This is a genomic window from Pseudorhodoferax sp. Leaf265 (assembly GCF_001422365.1).
Classification (GTDB): domain Bacteria; phylum Pseudomonadota; class Gammaproteobacteria; order Burkholderiales; family Burkholderiaceae_C; genus Pseudorhodoferax.
In genome coordinates this window covers 101,493-118,272 of the sequence record NZ_LMMT01000001.1, presented here as the reverse complement: position 1 = coordinate 118,272, position 16,780 = coordinate 101,493, and the positions used below count along the sequence as shown (strand labels likewise).

Annotated in this window: 16 protein-coding genes and 1 pseudogene; 10 read left to right on the top strand and 7 right to left on the bottom strand. The window is 70.7% G+C overall.

Features of this window, described 5'->3' with window-relative positions; all coding sequences use genetic code 11:
* The first annotated feature begins 84 nt into the window (after positions 1–84).
* From ASF45_RS00580 to purT, 4 genes are all read left to right on the top strand, one after another.
* On the top strand, positions 85–768 hold the full coding sequence (locus ASF45_RS00580; protein WP_056655297.1) for a response regulator: 684 nt from the start codon (positions 85–87) through the stop codon (positions 766–768).
* A complete protein-coding gene (locus tag ASF45_RS00575; protein WP_056655293.1) occupies positions 765–2,237 on the top strand; it encodes a HAMP domain-containing sensor histidine kinase in 1,473 nt (490 codons plus the stop codon). The genes ASF45_RS00580 and ASF45_RS00575 overlap by 4 nt, the downstream gene beginning before the upstream one ends.
* Positions 2,238–2,320: 83 nt before the next feature.
* A complete protein-coding gene (locus ASF45_RS00570) occupies positions 2,321–3,283 on the top strand; it encodes a tripartite tricarboxylate transporter substrate binding protein (RefSeq protein ID WP_056655290.1) in 963 nt (320 codons plus the stop codon).
* A 37-nt stretch (positions 3,284–3,320) separates the two neighbouring features.
* Positions 3,321–4,547 (top strand): formate-dependent phosphoribosylglycinamide formyltransferase, encoded by a 1,227-nt coding sequence (gene purT, locus ASF45_RS00565; protein WP_056655287.1) that lies wholly within the window; start codon positions 3,321–3,323, stop codon positions 4,545–4,547.
* Positions 4,548–4,564: 17 nt separating this feature from the next.
* Here the strand turns inward: purT and ASF45_RS00560 are convergent, their stop codons facing one another.
* The gene (locus ASF45_RS00560; protein WP_056655284.1) at positions 4,565–5,668 is read right to left on the bottom strand and encodes a BMP family ABC transporter substrate-binding protein; all 1,104 of its coding nucleotides are present in this window, start codon (positions 5,666–5,668) and stop codon (positions 4,565–4,567) included.
* Between the two features lie 30 nt (positions 5,669–5,698).
* Entirely contained in the window at positions 5,699–6,727 is a 1,029-nt protein-coding gene (locus tag ASF45_RS00555) for an aromatic ring-hydroxylating dioxygenase subunit alpha (protein ID WP_056655280.1), read from the bottom strand.
* A 79-nt stretch (positions 6,728–6,806) separates the two neighbouring features.
* Here ASF45_RS00555 and ASF45_RS00550 point away from each other — a divergent pair, with 79 nt between their 5' ends.
* The 3 genes and pseudogenes from ASF45_RS00550 (at position 6,807) to ASF45_RS00545 (ending at position 9,206) form a co-directional block, all read left to right on the top strand.
* Positions 6,807–7,781 (top strand): LysR family transcriptional regulator, encoded by a 975-nt coding sequence (locus ASF45_RS00550; RefSeq protein ID WP_056655277.1) that lies wholly within the window; start codon positions 6,807–6,809, stop codon positions 7,779–7,781.
* Positions 7,754–7,973, top strand: a pseudogene (locus ASF45_RS34925) (ATP-grasp domain-containing protein); the annotation flags it as partial. The gene ASF45_RS00550 and the pseudogene ASF45_RS34925, both read left to right, overlap by 28 nt.
* A 63-nt stretch (positions 7,974–8,036) precedes the next feature.
* Positions 8,037–9,206: a mechanosensitive ion channel domain-containing protein gene (locus ASF45_RS00545; RefSeq protein ID WP_082550728.1), complete on the top strand. Its 1,170-nt coding sequence runs from the start codon at positions 8,037–8,039 to the stop codon at positions 9,204–9,206.
* Positions 9,207–9,231: 25 nt separating this feature from the next.
* On the opposite strand, the gene ASF45_RS00540 is transcribed toward ASF45_RS00545, so the two are convergent.
* Both ASF45_RS00540 and ASF45_RS00535 read right to left on the bottom strand, forming a co-directional pair.
* Positions 9,232–10,137: a cytochrome c gene (locus ASF45_RS00540; protein WP_056655274.1), complete on the bottom strand. Its 906-nt coding sequence runs from the start codon at positions 10,135–10,137 to the stop codon at positions 9,232–9,234.
* Positions 10,134–11,096: a VOC family protein gene (locus ASF45_RS00535; protein WP_056655271.1), complete on the bottom strand. Its 963-nt coding sequence runs from the start codon at positions 11,094–11,096 to the stop codon at positions 10,134–10,136. The genes ASF45_RS00540 and ASF45_RS00535 overlap by 4 nt, the downstream gene beginning before the upstream one ends.
* Positions 11,097–11,185: 89 nt before the next feature.
* Here ASF45_RS00535 and ASF45_RS00530 point away from each other — a divergent pair, with 89 nt between their 5' ends.
* Positions 11,186–11,893, top strand: coding sequence for a TetR/AcrR family transcriptional regulator (locus tag ASF45_RS00530; RefSeq protein ID WP_056655268.1), 708 nt, complete (start codon positions 11,186–11,188; stop codon positions 11,891–11,893).
* Positions 11,894–11,900: 7 nt separating this feature from the next.
* On the opposite strand, the gene ASF45_RS00525 is transcribed toward ASF45_RS00530, so the two are convergent.
* Positions 11,901–12,806, bottom strand: a complete 906-nt coding sequence (locus ASF45_RS00525) for a LysR family transcriptional regulator (protein WP_056655265.1) — start codon at positions 12,804–12,806, stop codon at positions 11,901–11,903.
* A 94-nt stretch (positions 12,807–12,900) separates the two neighbouring features.
* On the opposite strand from ASF45_RS00525, the gene ASF45_RS00520 reads away from it, so the two are divergent.
* Positions 12,901–14,064 carry a mandelate racemase/muconate lactonizing enzyme family protein gene (locus ASF45_RS00520; protein ID WP_056655262.1) on the top strand — a complete coding sequence of 388 codons (1,164 nt, stop codon included), beginning with the start codon at positions 12,901–12,903 and terminating at the stop codon, positions 14,062–14,064.
* Positions 14,065–14,086: 22 nt separating this feature from the next.
* Positions 14,087–15,154 (top strand): alpha/beta fold hydrolase, encoded by a 1,068-nt coding sequence (locus ASF45_RS00515; RefSeq protein WP_056655259.1) that lies wholly within the window; start codon positions 14,087–14,089, stop codon positions 15,152–15,154.
* Positions 15,155–15,170: 16 nt separating this feature from the next.
* On the opposite strand, the gene ASF45_RS00510 is transcribed toward ASF45_RS00515, so the two are convergent.
* Positions 15,171–15,575 (bottom strand): phage holin family protein, encoded by a 405-nt coding sequence (locus ASF45_RS00510; RefSeq protein WP_056655256.1) that lies wholly within the window; start codon positions 15,573–15,575, stop codon positions 15,171–15,173.
* Between the two features lie 36 nt (positions 15,576–15,611).
* Positions 15,612–16,778 (bottom strand): GGDEF domain-containing protein, encoded by a 1,167-nt coding sequence (locus ASF45_RS00505; RefSeq protein ID WP_056655254.1) that lies wholly within the window; start codon positions 16,776–16,778, stop codon positions 15,612–15,614.
* Between the last annotated feature and the right edge of the window lie 2 nt (positions 16,779–16,780).

The following is a 16,780-nucleotide window of genomic DNA, read 5'->3' as shown; positions in this document are numbered from 1 at the left end:
TCAGCGTTGCCTGAAGATTGGATGAAGCTCAGCCGGCGCCGCGCCTTCAGGTGTTCTTCACCCGGTCCGGATAGATTGCGCGCCATGAACATCCTGCTCGTGGAAGACGACCTCGATCTGGGCAACGGCGTGCGCATCGCCTTGCAGGACCAGGGCATGGCGGTGGTCTGGGTCCGGCGCGCCAGCGACGCGGCGCGCGAGCTGGAGGCCGGGCTGTGCGACCTCGTGCTGCTGGACCTGGGCCTGCCCGATGGCGACGGCCTCCTGCTGCTGGCCCGCCTGCGCCGCGAGCGCCAGGGCCTGCCGGTGCTGATCCTGAGCGCGCGCGACACGCTGGACGACCGCTTGCGCGGCCTGGACGGCGGCGCCGACGACTACCTGGTCAAGCCCTTCATGCTCGCGGAGCTGCTGTCGCGCGTGCGCGCGCTCGTGCGGCGCAGTTACGGTGTCGCCGACGGCCTGGTCGAGGTGCGCGGCCTCTCGCTGCACCTGCCGACGCGGCGCGTGCGCGTGCAGGACCGGCCCGTGGAGCTGTCGCGCTCGGAGTTCGAGCTGCTGTGCCTGTTGCTCAAGCGCGTGGACCGCGTGGTCACGCGCCGCTTCCTGCAGGAGCAGGTGCTGCCGGGCGCACAGACCAACGAGAGCAATGTGCTGGACGTCCACATGTCCAACCTGCGGCGCAAGATCGGCGAGGGCTACATCCGCACGGTGCGCGGGGTCGGCTACGTGATCGACCAGGCCGCGCCGCCTGCGGGAGGGCGCGCGTGAACGCGGCGGGCGGCCGCTGGCGCGCCGCCTGGGCGCGCTGGACGCAGCCCACGCTGGTGCGCCGGCTGCTGCTCGCGCAGATGGCCATGCTGGGCCTGCTCTGGAGCATTGCGGTGGGCCTGCTGCTCGCGGAGGCCTTGAACAGCGACGGCCTGCACGACGCGCGTGCCACCTTCCAGGCCATCGCCTCGGTGGCCGAGAGCCTCGCCGACCAGCCGGAGCGCCAGCAGGCCAGCCTGGCGGCGATGGAACGCGCGCTGCGCGAGGCTTACAACGACGAGCACGAAGCCGGCGACACCAGCGACTCCCCCATCCTGCCACGCCTGCTGGTCTGGCAGGCGGGGCGCCTGATCTACCGCGCCGACGATGTGCCCGCCGAGTTGCGCAACAGCCGGCTCAACACGGTCGAGACCCTGCTCGCGCAGGACAAGCGCTGGCGCGCGAGCACGCGGCAATCCGAGCACTCGGACACGCGCGTGATGCTCGCCATGCCGGCCGATGCCAAGCAGCTGCTCATGACCTTCAACTCCCGCGGCTACTACCTGATGCCTTTGGTCATCTGCACGCCCCTGCTGCTGCTGCCGGCCTGGCTGTCGATCCGCCTGGCACTGCGCCCATGGCGCGACGTGGGCCGCGAGATCGCCGCGCGCGGCCCGCAGGACCTCGCGCCGCTGGCCTTCGTGCCGCGCCACCGGGAGTTGCGCCCGCTCGTGGACAACGTCAACGGTCTCATGCACCGCCTGCGCGACAGCGCCACGCGCGAGCGCAACTTCATCGCCGATGCGGCGCACGAGCTGCGCACACCGATCGCGGCCATGCGCGTGAATGTGGAAGCCGTGCTCGCGCAGCCCGAGCTCACGCCGCGCCAGAGCGAGCTGCTGCAGGGCGTCTCGCGCAGCAACGACCGTGCGACGCGGCTCGTGGGCCAGTTGCTGCGGCTCATGCGCAGCAGCGCCGATGCGCATGCCATGGTGCACGAGCGCCTGGCGCTCGACGCGCTGCTGCAGGACCGGCTCGCGGCGCTGTCGGTCCTGGCCCAGGCCCGCGCAGTGGAGTTCGCGCTGGACGTGTGCGATGCCGATCTGTGCGTGCACGGCGAGCGCGAAGGCCTGACCTCCATGGTCGACAACCTGGTCGAGAACGCCGCCAAGTACAGCCCCGCGGCAGGTGTGGTGCTGGTCTCGCTCGCACGCGACCAGGGGCAGGCCATGCTGTGCGTGCAGGATCAGGGGCCCGGCATCGCGCCGGCCTTGCGCGCGCGCGTGTTCGACCGCTTTTACCGCGACCCGGACCAACTGCAGACCGGCAGCGGGCTGGGCCTGTCGATCGTGCGCGCGGTGGTCGAGCGGCACGGCGGGCGCATCGCGCTGGACAGCGCCACGGCCGATGGCCGGGGCTTGCGCGTCACGGTGTGGCTGCCGCTGGCCGGGGTGGATCCTGTGCAGGGCGGGCGGGCGCCGCAGGCCTGACCGCCGTGCGGCAGACCGGGCGCGGACCGGCCGCGAAAGCCTGCGATGATGCCGGCAGAACCCGTTCCCCCAGGAGACATTCCATGCGATTTCGCCATCTGGCCGTGACGGCCTTCGCCCTGCTGGCGGCGGCCACGGCCCAGGCCGCCTTCCCCGACAAGCCCATCCGCATCGTCATCGGTTTTCCGGCCGGCGGCCCGCTGGACCAGCATGCGCGCCTGCTGGCCGACAAGCTGCAGGCCGTGCTGGGCCAGCCCATCGTGGTCGACTACAAGTCCGGCGCGGGCGGTACCGTGGGTGCGCAGGACGTGATGAAGGCCGCGCCCGACGGCTACACGCTGATGCTGGCCAACACCGGTGTGATGGTCATCAACCCAGCGCTGTACAGCCGCCTGCCCTACGCCACGCTCAAGGACTTCACGCCGATCGCGCGAACGGCCATGCAACCGCTGGCGCTGCTGGTCACGCCGCAGCTGCCCGTCAAGACGCTCAAGGAGTTCGCCGACTACGCGAAAGCCAAGCCCGGCCAGGTCAACTACGGCTCGGCCGGCAACGGCGGCATCAGCCACCTGGTGCCCGAGATGTTCAAGAACGCGGCCGGGCTGTTCATGGTCCACATCCCCTACCGTGGCAGCGCGCCGGCCTTCACCGACCTCATGGCCGGGCAGGTGCAGTTCATGGCCGAGTCCATTCCGCAGGCCGCCGCCTATGCCAAGCAGGGCAAGGTGCGTGCGCTGGCCGTCACGAGCCGCGAGCGCAACCCGGCACTGCCCGAGGTGCCCACCGTGATCGAGTCGGGCTTCAAGGGTTTCGAGGTCGTGGGCTTCTACGGTTTCCTGGCGCCGGCCGGGCTGCCGGCCGATGTGACCGCCAAGCTCAGCGAGGCCTTCGGCCAGGTGCTGAACAACCCCGAGGTGCGCAGCCGCATGGTGGCGCAGGGCGCGGATCCGGCCTACCTGGGCAGCGCGGACTTCGGCAAGTTCCTGGCCGCCGAGATGCCGCGCTGGGCTGCCGCGGTCAAGGCCTCGGGCGCCAAGCTGGATTGATAATCGCGCGCTTCCTCCAGTCCTGCGCGCACACACCATGACCACCTTCGGCACCCCCCTGTCCCCCCACGCCACGCGCGTCATGCTGCTGGGCTCCGGCGAACTCGGCAAGGAGGTGCTGATCGCGCTGCAGCGCCTGGGCGTGGAGACCATCGCGGTGGACCGCTACGACAACGCGCCCGGCCAGCAGGTCGCGCACCGCGCCCACACCATCGCGATGAGCGATCCGGCCGCGCTCAAGGCGCTGATCGAAAAGGAAAAGCCCGACTGGGTCGTGCCCGAGATCGAAGCCATCGCCACGCCCGCGCTGGCCGAACTGGAAGCGGCAGGCACCGTGCGCGTGGTGCCCACGGCACGCGCCGCGCGGCTGACCATGGACCGCGAAGGCATCCGCCGCCTGGCCGCCGAAACGCTGGGCCTGGCGACCAGCCCCTACAAGTTCTGTGATTCCTTCGAGGAACTGCAAGCTGCCATCGATGCGGGCATCGGCTACCCCTGCGTGGTCAAGCCCGTCATGAGCAGCTCGGGCAAGGGCCAGAGCAAGATCGACGGACCGGCCGATGTGCGCAAGGCCTGGGAGGTCGCCATGGCCGGTGGCCGCGTGAGCCATGGCCGCGTGATCGTCGAAGGCTTCATCGATTTCGACTACGAGATCACCTTGCTGACCGTGCGCGCGCGCGCCGCCGACGGCAGCGTGCAGACGCAGTTCTGCGACCCCATCGGCCATGTGCAGGTCAGCGGCGACTACGTGGAGAGCTGGCAGCCGCACCCCATGCACCCGGCCGCGCTGGAGAAGGCCCGCGCCATCGCCAAGGCCGTCACCGACGACCTGGGCCGCGGCCTGGACGGGCAGCCCGCAGGCCTGGGCCTGTTCGGCGTGGAGTTGTTCGTCAAGGGCGAGCAGGTCTGGTTCAGCGAAGTCAGCCCGCGCCCGCACGATACCGGCATGGTGACCATGGTCACCCAGTGGCAGAACGAGTTCGAGCTGCACGCGCGCGCCATCCTGGGCCTGCCCGTGGACACCAGCCTCAAGAGCCCGGGCGCGAGCGCCGTGGTCTATGGCGGCGTGGATGCCCAGGGCATCGTGTTCGACGGCGTGGCCGAGGCGCTGCAGGTGCCGGGCACCGAGATCCGCCTGTTCGGCAAGCCCGAAAGTTTCGTCAAGCGCCGCATGGGCGTGCTGCTGGCGCGCGATGCCGACGTCGAGCAGGCCCGCGTGAATGCCAAGCGCGCCGCCGCGCTGGTGCGGCCCCGCACCGCCTGAGCAGCCAAGGGGCCGCGTCAGCCCAGCGAGCCCACCATGCCGTAGACCAGCCAGTCGATGCCGCGGATCTGCGCCTCGGCCAGTGTCTCGCCGGCGGCGACCCGCACTTTGCCGGCCGTGTCCCGCAACGGCCCCGCGAATGGGTGCAGGCGGCCCTGCGCGATGGCGCGTTCACGCTCGGCGACCTGGGCCAGCGTGGCGGCCGGCACCGCGGGGTTGTAGGGCGCCATCTTCACCACGCCGGACTGCAGGCCCAGCCAGCGCTCGGACGGCTTCCAGCGGCCCTCGAGCACGCGCCGCGCCGCATCGATGTAGACCGGCGCCCAGTCCAGCGTGAACGCGGTGAGCTGGCGCGTCGGCCCGACGGAGCGCATGTCGCTGGCATAGCCGATGGTCCAGGCGCCGCGCTCCTCGCCCACCTTGACCGTGGTGGCGGTGTCGGTCATGGAGACCAGCACATCGGCGCCGGCGTTCAGCAGCGTGGTGGCCGCGCTCTGCTCCTTCGGCGGGTCGTACCAGGAATTGAGCCACAGGGTGCGGCAGCGCATGGCGGGGTTCACGCTGCGCGCGCCGATCAGCAGGGCGTTGGCCGGCCCCACGATGTCGGGCACCGGAAAGCCGCCGATGAAGCCGATGGTGCCGCTCTTGCTCATGGCACCGGCCAGCACACCGGCCAGGTAGGTGCCCTCGAAGTAGCGGGCCTCGAAGGTGCCCAGGTTGGCCAGCGTCTTCAGGCCGGAGCAATGCTCGAAGGCGACGTCCGGGAAATCGGCCGCCGCCTGCAGCATGGGCTGCATGTGCGAGAAGCTGGTGCCGATCACCAGCTTGTGGCCGCTGGCGGCCAGTTCGCGGAACACGCGCGCCGCATCGACCGGGTTGGACATGCCCTCCACGGCACTGACCTGCAGGCGGCCTGGGAACGCCTGCTCCATGGCACGCCGCGCCAGGTCGTGCTGCCGGGTCCAGCCGACCGCGCCCAGCGTCGACACGTAGACGATGCCGACCTTCAGCGGCGCCGCCTGGGCCAGTGCCGGCAGGCCGGCGCCAGCCAGCGCCAGGGCGCCACTGTTGCGCAGCAGCTGCCGGCGGGTCGAGGGGAAAGGAAAGGTATCGGGTGCCATGCTGTCTTCGTGGTCGTCGGTGGAAAGGGATCAGGCAGCCGCCTGGCGGGCCGCGCGGCCCAGGGATGTGCCGTAGGACCAGCCGCCCTGGACCAGCCAGCGCCGGTAGGCGATGGACATCCGGTCGGCCGCCTGCGGCAGTTCGGCGCCAGGCTCCAGCGGCAGCCAGCGCGGCGACTGCGACTCGACGATCGGCACGTCCTGCTGGAAGATCTCCGCGTTGAAGTCGTGCAGAGCCTGGTCCGATGCGCTGGTGTTGCCATCGAATACGCTGACCAGCCAGGCGCGCGTGCGGCACTCGTCCACGGGCGCCAGCGCCAGCAGCAGGTGCAGCACCTCGGGCACGGCGCCAGGCCGCGGCGCCGTGCGCTTGGTCAGCATGGCGACGATCGGCCGGCGCACCTCGTAGACGTACTCGACCTCGTCGCCCTCCTGGCCCGGAAAGCCGGCCGGTTGCCAGGCGAAGCAGTCGCGCGCGATGACGCCCTGCGGCGAACTCTCGACCGCGTAGCCGCGCACTTCGGTGTGCGCGAGGTCGCCCAGGATGCCGCCATGCACGAATGCGAAGTGGGCCATGTCCAGGAAGTTCTCCACCAGGCGCGGCGCCGAGGTCCGCACCTCCAGCGGCGCGAGATGGATGCAGCGGGCATCCGGCAGGTCGTATTCTGGGAACAGCGCCAGTTCGCGCGCCGGATCGTCCAGGCAGGCCCACACGATGCCGTAGCGCTCGCGCACCGCCAGCGCACGGGCGGCGGCCTTGGCGGGCGGTTCGAAACCGGGATGGGCCGGCATGCGCTGGCAGCGGCCATCGCCGCCGAAGACCCAGCCGTGGTACGGGCAGACCAGCGTGTCGCCCACCACCTGGCCCAGCGACAGCGCTGCGCCGCGGTGCGGGCAGCGGTCGCGCCAGACATGGGCCTGGCCGGCGGTGTCGCGCCAGGCCACCAGTTTCTCGCCCGCCAGCGTGAACGCCAGCGGCTGCTGCACGCAGATGTCAGAGGCATTGGCGACCGGCAGCCATTCGTGGCGCAGGGGATCGTGGTCGGGTGTCGTGCTCATGGCGGTCAGCGTACTGGCGCGCCGCTTGCACGCATAGGCCACTGACCGGGAACAATCGTCCCAAAAATGGAACAGCCCCATGGACATCAAACTGGTGGAAGCCTTCGTGCTGCTGATGCGCAGCGGCAGCCTGACCCGGGCCGCGGTCGACAGCGGCGTGCCCAAGGCCACGCTGAGCCGGCAGGTCGCACGGCTGGAGGAACTGCTCGGCGTGCAGTTGGTCGTGCGCTCGGCGCGGCGCCTGTCGCCCACCGAGGCCGGCCGCGCCTTCCATGCCCATGGCGAGCAATTGTTGGTGCAGCTGCAGGACGGCCTGGCCTCGGCACAGGCCCAGGTGCGCGACATGGCCAGTGGCGACGCGGGCAGCCTGACGGTGCTGACCGACACCCACTTCAGCACCACCTTCCTGTGCGGCATGGTGCGCCGCTATATCGACCAGCACCCGAACGTGCGCTGCACGCTGGCGATTGCGGACCGGCCGGCCTCGCCGGCCATCGACACGGTGGATTGCTACCTCTGCTCGGAGCCGCCAGACCTGCCCCACCTCGTGGCCAAGCCGCTCGGCCGCCTGGCCTACAGCCTGTACGCGAGCCCGCGCTACCTGGCGGGCCACGCGCCGCCGCAACGCCCCGCCGACCTGGCGGACCATGTGGCGGTGGTGCTGCGCGAACGCTTGGCGGGCCGGGCCGGGCTGCAACTGAATGGGCGCGACGCGTCTTTCACCTGGACCCCGCGCGTCGCCGCGGACACCAACGACTACTGGGTGCTGAAGACCTTCTGCCTCGACGGCCTGGGCATCGCCGCGCTACCGGACTTCTTCTGTGCGCCGGAGGTGCAGGCCGGTGGCCTGCGCGTGGTGCTGCCGGGGTGGCACACCGAGCCGCTGCGGGTCTATGCGGTCTACCAGAAGCAGCGCTTCATGGCGCGCAAGCTGCGCGGCTTCATCGACATGATCGCAGGCTGCATCGACGAGATCGCGGAACTGCACCAGTACGTGGGCAGCCCGGGGCGCGCGCCACGCGGCGGAGGGCCTGCGCCATCGCCAAGGCGGTGACCGACGACCTGGGCCGCGGCCTGGACGGCCAGCCCGCCGGCCTGGGCCGGTTCGGCGTGGAGTTGTTCGTCAAGGGCGAACAGGTCTGGTTCAGCGAGGTGAGCCCGCGCCTGCAAGACACCGGCATGGTGGCCATGGCCACGCAGCGGCAGAACGCGTTCGGGCTGCACGCGCGTCATCCTGGGCCTGCCGGGGATACCAGCCATTTCTCGGCTTCCGAAAGCCCTTTGCCGCCGCGGCTAGCATGCCGCGGCTATGCAGACGCAATGGAATGCTTTGTTGGCCTGGACCGATTCGTCGGCGCTGGGCTTGTTGGCGGCTGCGGCGGTCGCCGTGGTGCTCGCCTGGATCGTCCACCGAGCCGGCGCGCTGGTGCTCGCGCGCGTCACGCGCGGCATGCCGGTGGCCTCGACCGTGGTGCGTTTCGTGCGGCCGGCCGCGCGCTGGTGGCTCATGTTCCTGGCCTTGCAGGTGGTGTGGCAGGGCGCGCCCGACGACATCCCCCTGATCGGCTCCATCCGCCAGCTCAACAGCCTGCTGTTGCTGGCCTGCCTGACCTGGGTCGGGCTGCGCGCGGTGGCCGGCGTGGGCCAGGGCGTGGTCGACCAACACCCGCTGAACGTGGCGGACAACCTGCATGCGCGGCGCATCCATACCCAGGCCAAGGTGCTGTCGCGCACCGTCATGGTCGTGGTGGGCCTGGCCGGCGTGGCGCTGATGCTGATGACCATTCCGGGCGCCCGCCAGTTCGGCACCAGCCTGCTGGCGTCCGCCGGCGTGGTCGGCCTGGTGGTCGGCATGGCCGCGCAGCCGGTCTTCGGCAACCTGATCGCCGGCTTGCAGCTGGCGCTGGCGCAGCCGATCCGCATCGACGACGTGCTGATCGTGCAGGGCGAGTGGGGCCGCGTCGAGGCCATCACCGGCACCTACGTGGTGCTGGCCATCTGGGACCAGCGCCGGCTCATCATCCCGCTGCGCTGGTTCATCGAGAACCCGTTCCAGAACTGGACGCGCACCAGCTCGGACATCATCGGCACGGTATTCCTGTGGGTGGACTACCGGTTGCCTTTGGCCCCGCTGCGGGCCGAGGCGCAGCGCCTGTGCGAAGCCTCGCCGCACTGGGACAAGCGGCTGTGCCTGCTGCAGGTGACCGACACCACCGAGCGGACCATGCAGCTGCGGCTGCTGTGCACGGCGTCCGATTCGGGCAAGGCCTGGGACCTGCGCTGCTTCCTGCGCGAAGGGCTGATCGCCTTCATCGCCCGCGAGTACCCCGAGCACCTGCCGCTCACGCGGACCGAGCTGCGCGGCGGCGAGCCGCCGCTGTCGGTCTCGCAGGGCCTGGCCGAGCGGCCGCTGCCGCCCGGCCCGGCGCAACCCATGCCGCCGGTGCAGCCCCAGCCGCCTTCGCCCAATCCGGTCTGAGCGTTGTCGGCCCGCGCCGCGCCGGTCAGCGCCCTCCCGCGGGCCGGGGCGGCAGCGCCTTGAGGTACAGGTACAGCGCGTCGGCGTCGGTGGCACTCATGGCCTGCAGCGAGCCGAACGGCATCACCGGGCTCACGGCCGTGCCGTCCGGGCGCTTGCCCGTGGACAGCATGCGGCGGAACTGCTCGGCACTGGCGTAACGCGGCATCACGCTGCCCTCGCCCGAGGTCAGGTTCGAGGCCGCGGGCCAGTCCGGCGGTCCGCCGGGGATCCTGCCGCCCGACAGGCCGGGGCCATGGCAGCCCAGGCACATGTTGGCCACGTAGGCACCGTGCGCGGGCGTCACGCCTTCGGCCACCGGCTGCTGCGGCGGCAGGCGGTGGTCGATCTTCTCGTAGGCATCCTGCACCACACCCAGTGCATAGAGCAGCTTGACGGGTGGCGGCAGGCGCACGGCGCCGGGCTCGCCGTCCACCGGTGGCAGCTGGCGCACATGGGCCACCAGCGCGGCCAGGTCGTCGTCGGTGAGGCGGTTGTAGTCTTCGCTGGGCATGACCAGCGCGGGCCGGCCGTCGCGCTTGACGCCATGGCGCACGATGCGCACCCAGTCGATGCTGCGGTAGCCCTGCACGGCACTGTGCGCGCCGGCTGTCAGGTTGGGCCCGCGCACCAGCATGCCGTTCGGGTCGTCGATGAAGGTGCGGCCGGCGCCGTTGGCGCCGTGGCAGTCGACACAGCCACGCGAGGCGAACAGGTAGCGCCCGCGTTCCACGCTGGCCGCATCCTCGCGCAGGGGCACATCGGCCACCTGCAGCGCCAGCTGGCGCTGCATCTTGCGCTCGGCCAGCCGCATGCCGGCCGCCACGGCCACGCCAGCCAGCAGCGCCAGCCCCAGCGCGCCCCACAGGCTGCGGCGCAGCCAGGGCCTCACAGCGCTTCTCCACGCGCGGCGCTGCGCGGCTGGCGTCCGCGCAGGCGGGCCTTGAGCAGTTCGCGGGCCATCTTGAGCTTCAGGCGCAGCCGCGGCCGGTGGCCCCAGGCGCTGGTCTGCTGCGTGTGCATGGTGCGCCAGCAGGCGGGGTCGATCTCGCGCGTCTGCGCGCCGATCTCGAAAGCGAAGCCCGATGGCGTTTCGCCGTAGAACGAGAAGGTGCCGTCCGGATCGGGGTGCTGGCCCAGCTCGAGCGCCAGCGGCACCCCCAGCGCTTCGGCGCGTTCGAAGGCGCGGCCCACGTCGCGCGTGGCACGTGCCTGCAGCATGAAATGGTGGATGCGCTGGGACCCGGGCAGGTCGAACAGGGCCAGCGAGTGGTGGCGCCGGTTGCAGTGCAGGAAGGTGCCGCGCATGCGGACGGGGCCGACGCGCGTGTCCAGCCGCTCCGTCACGCCGAAGCCCAGCAGGCTGTAGAAGGCTTCCATGGCCGGCAGTTCGTGCGCGACCAGTACCACGTGGCCCAGGCCCAGGGCGCCGGTCTCGAAGCCGTCGGGAAAGGCCGCGCTGGTGAACGGCGTGGCGGCCTGCTCCAGGCCCAGGCACAGCTCGACCCGTCCCTGCGCGGGATCGTGCAGCCACCACAGCGCGCGCACGCCGCGCTGGCGGCACAGGGCCAAGTCGGCCGGCCGGGGGGCGTGGCCGGCGTCGCGCAGGCGTTCGAGCAGTCGGTCGAGTTCGGCGGCATCGGTGCACTCCAGGCCCAGCGCCAGCAGGTCGTCGTGGGTGCCTGGCACGGTCACGAGGCGCTGGCAGGCCTCGTCCACGCGCCAGCCGGCACTGCCGTCGGCATGCAGCGTGGGCGCGGGCAGACCCAACATCTCCTGCATGAAGCGCTGCCAGCGCGCGGGCTTGCGGACCTCGAACACGAGGTAGGCGAGGCGAAGGGGCATGGCCATTGCGGTATCCTCCTAAAAAGTGATGAAGAAAGCAAAATTGAATTGGCTATTCAAAAATGAATTCTGAACCCGTTTTTGGATGGTCGTCAATGCCGGCTCTGCCGGAGCCGCTTGCGCATTTCCTCCTTCCTGAGGATGGCGAGCGCCCGCTCAAGCGCGAGCGCACCCGGCGCCAGCTGCTGCAGGCGGCGGTACAGGTGCTGTCGGCGCGCGGCCTGGCCGGTACCAGCATCCAGGAGATCGCGCGCGTGGCCGGCATGGCGCCGGGCACCGTCTACAACCACTTCCGCACGCGCGAGGAGATCTTCGAGGCCCTGGCCGTGGCCTTGTCCACCACGCTCAACGAGCGCGTGGTGCAGAGCTACCAGGGCATCGAGGACGGCGCCCAGCGCATGAGCATCGGCATGCGCCGCTTCCTGTGGCTGGGCGAGACCAGTCCGGCCTGGGCGCTGCTGTTGATGCAGCTGTCCATGGCGTTCCCGCAGGTCATCGAACTGATCAAGCCCTACTCGCTGGGCGACCTGCGGCTGGCCCGGTCGCAGGGGCGCTTCCGGGTGGCGGACGAGGAGGCCGCCATCGACATGGTGTTCGGCACCTGTCTGCGCGCCATGACGCGCATCGCCCAGGGCGAGGTGGCCGCCCCGCAGGCCTATGTGTCCGAGCTGCTGCAGATGGTGCTGTGCGGCCTGGGCATGGCGCCGGCCGACGCGGCCGAGGTGATGGCGCGGCCCCTGCCCCCCTTCGCGTTGCCGGCCACGGCCGCGCCGGCCGCGCGAGCGCGGCGTCGCCTGGCCTGAGAGGCGTTCAGCCGGCCGGCTGGCCGGTGCCGGCGCGCAGGCTGTCCAGCAGCAACCGTGCCGCTGGCGTGAGCGTCCTGGCATCGCGCACCGCCAGCACGAAGCGCCGCCTGGCCCAGTCGTCGGCCAGCGGCACGACCACCAGGCCCAGGGGCTGCTCGAACAGCCGCGCCTCTTCGCGCGGCACGATGGCCAGCGCCAACTGCGCGGCGACGATGCGGCAGGCCGCGTCCACCGTGGCGACCTGCAGCCGCGTGCGCAGCGATTTGCCGGCGATCGCGGCCTGGCGCTGCTGCGTGGTCTTCATGATGCTGCGGCCCAGGATGTCCACATGCTCGTGGTCCAGCGTGTCGGCAAAGCGCAGGCGCTTGCGGCCGGCCAGTGCGTGGCCCGCGGGCAGCACCACGGCCAGACGGTCCTCGCGGTAGGCGAAGCGCTGCAGGCGGCCCAGGTCCACCGCGTCCCAGCACACGCCGATGTCGGCCCGGCCTTCCTCCACGCCGCGCACCACCTCCCAGATCTCGCGCTCCTCCATGCTCACGCGCACCTGGGCGTACTCGCGCGCGAAGCGGCCCACGTCGGCCGGCAGGAACTGCGCCAGCGCCGACATGCTGGCGAAGACCCGCACCTGGCCCTGCACCCCCTCGGCATAGGCCGTGAGTTCGGCCTGCATGCGCTCGAGCAGCTGCAGCGCCTCGCGCGCGTAGCGCCACAGCGTCTCGCCGGCCGGCGTCAGGGCCACGCCGCGGCGGCCGCGCGCCAGCAGCGGTGTGCCGGCCCGGGCCTCCATCTGCGCGATGCGCTTGCTGACGGCCGAAGGCACGATGGCCTCGCGCTGCGCGGCCAGCGCGATGTTGCGCTCCTCGCAGACGGCGACGAACAGGCGCAGGGAAACCGGATCGAATGGATGCATGCCATCTCCAAAAGGAACTCCACGAGAGAAAACATACCACTTCAGAGATTCCAGGATCTTCCCTAGCATCGACCCACTTCAACAGGAACCCGCCATGCGCATCGTCAACATCCTCGAACGTACCGCCCCGATCGCCTCGCCGATCGCCAATGCCTTCATCGACTTCTCCAAGATGACGCTGAGCCTCGTGGCCGTGGTCACCGACGTCGTGCGCGACGGCAAGCCGGTGGTCGGCTACGGCTTCAACTCCAACGGCCGCTACGGCCAGGGCGGGCTGATCCGCGAGCGCTTCGCGCCGCGCATCCTGGAGGCCGCGCCCGACAGCCTGCGCGACGACGCGCGCGACAACATCGATGCGCACAAGGTCTGGTCCACGATGTTCAAGAACGAGAAGCCGGGCGGCCATGGCGAGCGCTCGGTGGCCATGGGCACGATCGACATGGCGGTGTGGGACGCAGTGGCCAAGATCGAGAACAAGCCGCTGTTCCGCCTGCTGGCCGAGCGCCAGGGCACCCAGGCCGACCCGCGCGTGTTCGTCTATGCGGCCGGCGGCTACTACTACCCGGGCAAGGGCCTGGAGGGCCTGACGGCCGAGATGCAGGGCTACCTGGACCGCGGCTACACGGTGGTCAAGATGAAGATCGGCGGCGCGCCGTTGGCCGAGGACTGCGCACGCATCGAGGCCGTGCTCAAGATGCTGCCACCCGGCTGCCAGCTGGCCGTGGACGCCAACGGCCGCTTCGACCTGGAGACCGCCATCGCCTATGCCAAGGCGCTGCGCCAGTACCCGCTGTTCTGGTACGAGGAGGCCGGCGATCCTCTGGACTACGAGCTGCAGGCGCGCCTGGCCGAGCACTACGACGGCCCGATGGCCACCGGCGAGAACCTGTTCTCGATGCAGGACGCGCGCAACCTGATCCGCTACGGCGGCATGCGTCCGGACCGCGACTGGCTGCAGTTCGACTGCGCGCTGAGCTACGGCCTCGTGGAGTACCTGCGCACGCTGGAGATGCTGAAAAGCTACGGCTGGTCCTGGCGCCGCTGCATTCCGCATGGCGGCCACCAGATGTCGCTCAACATCGCGGCCGGCCTGGGCCTGGGCGGCAACGAGTCCTACCCCGACCTGTTCCAGCCCTACGGCGGCTTCCCGGACGGCGTGCGCGTGGAGGCGGGCCACATTACGATGCCGGAGCTGCCGGGCATCGGCTTCGAGGGCAAGGCTGATCTGTACGCGGAGATGAAGTCCCTGGCAGCCTGAACCCACAACCAGGAGACACCCCATGCGCATTCCTCTTCTCGGCGCGGCGCTCGCGCTGCCCATGGTCGTTGCCGGCGCGGCAGGCGCCGCGGACTTTCCGGCGCCGCAGAAGAAGGAATGGGTGGTCAACGACTTCCGCTTCCACACCGGGGAGGTGCTGCCGCAACTGCGGCTGGGCTACACCACGGTGGGCGATCCCAAGGGCGAACCCGTGGTGGTGCTGCATGGCACGGCGGGATCGGGCGACCGCATGCTGACGCCGGGTTTCGCTGGCGAGCTGTTCGGCCCCGGCCAGCCGCTCGACGCGCGCAGGTACTACATCATCCTGCCCGACGCGATCGGTGCAGGTGCGTCCAGCAAGCCGTCCGACGGCCTGCGCATGGCCTTTCCCAAGTACAACTACGACGACATGGTGCAGGCCCAGTACCGCCTCGTGCGCGAACACCTGGGCCTGGGCCATGTGCGCATGGTGCTGGGCAACTCCATGGGCGGCATGCAGGTGTGGATGTGGGCCCAGAAGTACCCGGGCTACATGGACATCGCCGTGCCCATGGCGTCCGTGCCGGCGGCCATGTCGGGGCGAAACTGGATGATGCGACGGCTGCTGATCGAATCGATCAAGCGCGATCCGGCCTGGGCCAACGGCAACTACACCGCACAGCCGCCGGGCCTGGGTTTTGCGCTGGCCTACTTCGGCCTCGCAACGAGCGGCGGCACGCAGAAATTGCAGAACGATGCGCCGACGCGGACGCAGGCCGACGCGCTGGTGGACCGGCAGCTGGCCGCGCCCGCCGTCGGCGACGCCAACGACCACCTGTACCAGTGGGACGCCTCGCGCGACTACGACGCCTCGGGCCAGCTGGAGCGCATCGAGGCCACCGTGCTGGCGATCAATTCGGCCGACGACGAGCGCAACCTGCCGGAGCTGGGCCTGCTGGAGCAGGGCATGCGCCGCGTGAAGAACGGCCGCATCCTGTTGATTCCGGCCAGCGCGCAGACCAGCGGCCATGGCACGACCGGGCAGGCCCGGTGGTGGAAGGATGGACTGGCCGAGGTGCTGCGCAGCACGCCGGTGACGGCTGCGCGATAGTGCCCGACTTGCCCGGCTACAGCCAGTTGCCGGTGCCCTGCGGCATCTGGATCTGCTGGGCCGGGTCGCTGCCGCCGATGAAGGAGCCGATCACCAGGCTCAGCACCGAGACGAACAGGCTCGCGAACACCGCAGTCCAGAAGCCCGAGACGCGGAAGCCCTTGACCAGCGCGGCCACGAGCAGGATCACCAGCGCGTTGATGACCAGCAGGAACAGCCCGAAGGTCACGAGCGTGAGCGGCAGCGTCAGCACGATGAGCAGCGGCTTGACGATGGCGTTGGCAAAGCCCAGCAGCAGGGCCGACACGACGAGCGCACCGGTGCTGTCGAACTTCACGCCGCGGAAGATGTGGCTGGCGACCCACAGCGACAGGGCGGTGATGGCCCAGTGGATCAGGAAGGGAGAAAGCTGTTCGAACATCGGCGGATGCTACCAGCGGCGCCACCGGCCGCAGGTTCAGACCACCGTGTGGCCGGAACCGCTGTCGCCCATCAGCAGCCGGCCACGGCCACCGTGCTTGGCCTCGTACAGCGCGGCGTCGGAGCGCGCCAGCAGGCCGGCCAGCGTGGCGTCGCCATCGGTCATGGCGGCCACGCCGGCGCTGTAGGACAGCGCGAAGCCCAGCTCTTCCTCGCTGCGCTGCTGCAGCCGTGCGCGCAGGCGCTGGTCGAAACCGCTGGCCGTGTCGCGCTGGCTGGAAGGCAGCACCACGCAGAACTCCTCGCCGCCGAGCCGGCCGGTCAGGTCGCCGGTGCGCCGCGTCTCGCGCAGCATCCGGGCGAACAGGCGCAGGGCGTCGTCACCTCGGTCGTGACCATAGCTGTCGTTGATCTGCTTGAAGTGGTCCAGGTCCAGCATCAGCACCGCGAGCGGCTGGCGGTAGCGCTGGGCGTTGGCGAACAGCGCCTCGGCGCGCTCCATGAAGCCGCGGCGGTTCGGCAGGCCGGTCAGGCTGTCGGTGTTGGCCATGGCGCGCAGCCGGTCGTCGGCCTCGTCGCGCCAGGCTACCAGCAGCGCCACCGTGCCCAGCACCACGGCCATGTTGACGGCCACCGCGGCGGCGATGTTGACCGGGTTGGGCGAGAGGAAGGTCGGGTAGGCCGATGTGAAGAACGCGCCCAGCACGCCGCGCGCTGCGGTCAGCACCGCCATGGTGGCGAAGCAGCCCAGCAGCAACAGCCGCCAGTGGTGGCCGGCATGGCGGCGCGCGACCAGCGTCGCCCGCGCCAGCAGCACGAGCATGGCCGCCAGCAGGAAGTTGGACCAGCCCACACGCAGCGGGTAGTGGGCGAACGAGAACGCATAACCCAGCGGCATGGCGATGGCCAGCGCCTTGAGCGCCAGGGCGCCGGGGCGCGGTCCCAGCCAGCCGCTCAGCGCGCGGTGCAGCATCACCAGGCTGGCGGACAGGCCGGCCATGGACAGCACCGACAGCACATAGGAAGACACCAGGTATTCGGAGGCCACCAGCGAGGCCCAGCCGGCCGTGAGCAGCAGCAGCGCGCGCTGCGCCGCGCGCGCGGCCGGCGTCAGGCTTTTGCCCATGATGAGCGGCAGGGCCAGCGAGATGGTGACGAGGTTGACCATCGCCACCGTCATCAAGGACAGCGCGTCGAGCTGCACAG

Excerpts from the sequence above, each read along its gene's own strand:
- ASF45_RS00530 (WP_056655268.1), top strand. The coding sequence starts at position 11,186 with ATGCCGGCTCTGCCGGAGCCGCTTGCGCATTTCCTCCTTCCTGAGGAT.
- purT (WP_056655287.1), top strand. The coding sequence starts at position 3,321 with ATGACCACCTTCGGCACCCCCCTGTCCCCCCACGCCACGCGCGTCATG.
- ASF45_RS00510 (WP_056655256.1), bottom strand. The coding sequence starts at position 15,575 with ATGTTCGAACAGCTTTCTCCCTTCCTGATCCACTGGGCCATCACCGCC.
- ASF45_RS00560 (WP_056655284.1), bottom strand. The coding sequence starts at position 5,668 with ATGGCACCCGATACCTTTCCTTTCCCCTCGACCCGCCGGCAGCTGCTG.
- ASF45_RS00535 (WP_056655271.1), bottom strand. The coding sequence starts at position 11,096 with ATGGCCATGCCCCTTCGCCTCGCCTACCTCGTGTTCGAGGTCCGCAAG.
- ASF45_RS00515 (WP_056655259.1), top strand. The coding sequence starts at position 14,087 with ATGCGCATTCCTCTTCTCGGCGCGGCGCTCGCGCTGCCCATGGTCGTT.
- ASF45_RS00520 (WP_056655262.1), top strand. The coding sequence starts at position 12,901 with ATGCGCATCGTCAACATCCTCGAACGTACCGCCCCGATCGCCTCGCCG.
- ASF45_RS00525 (WP_056655265.1), bottom strand. The coding sequence starts at position 12,806 with ATGCATCCATTCGATCCGGTTTCCCTGCGCCTGTTCGTCGCCGTCTGC.
- ASF45_RS00580 (WP_056655297.1), top strand. The coding sequence starts at position 85 with ATGAACATCCTGCTCGTGGAAGACGACCTCGATCTGGGCAACGGCGTG.
- ASF45_RS00550 (WP_056655277.1), top strand. The coding sequence starts at position 6,807 with ATGGACATCAAACTGGTGGAAGCCTTCGTGCTGCTGATGCGCAGCGGC.
- ASF45_RS00545 (WP_082550728.1), top strand. The coding sequence starts at position 8,037 with ATGCAGACGCAATGGAATGCTTTGTTGGCCTGGACCGATTCGTCGGCG.
- ASF45_RS00555 (WP_056655280.1), bottom strand. The coding sequence starts at position 6,727 with ATGAGCACGACACCCGACCACGATCCCCTGCGCCACGAATGGCTGCCG.
- ASF45_RS00570 (WP_056655290.1), top strand. The coding sequence starts at position 2,321 with ATGCGATTTCGCCATCTGGCCGTGACGGCCTTCGCCCTGCTGGCGGCG.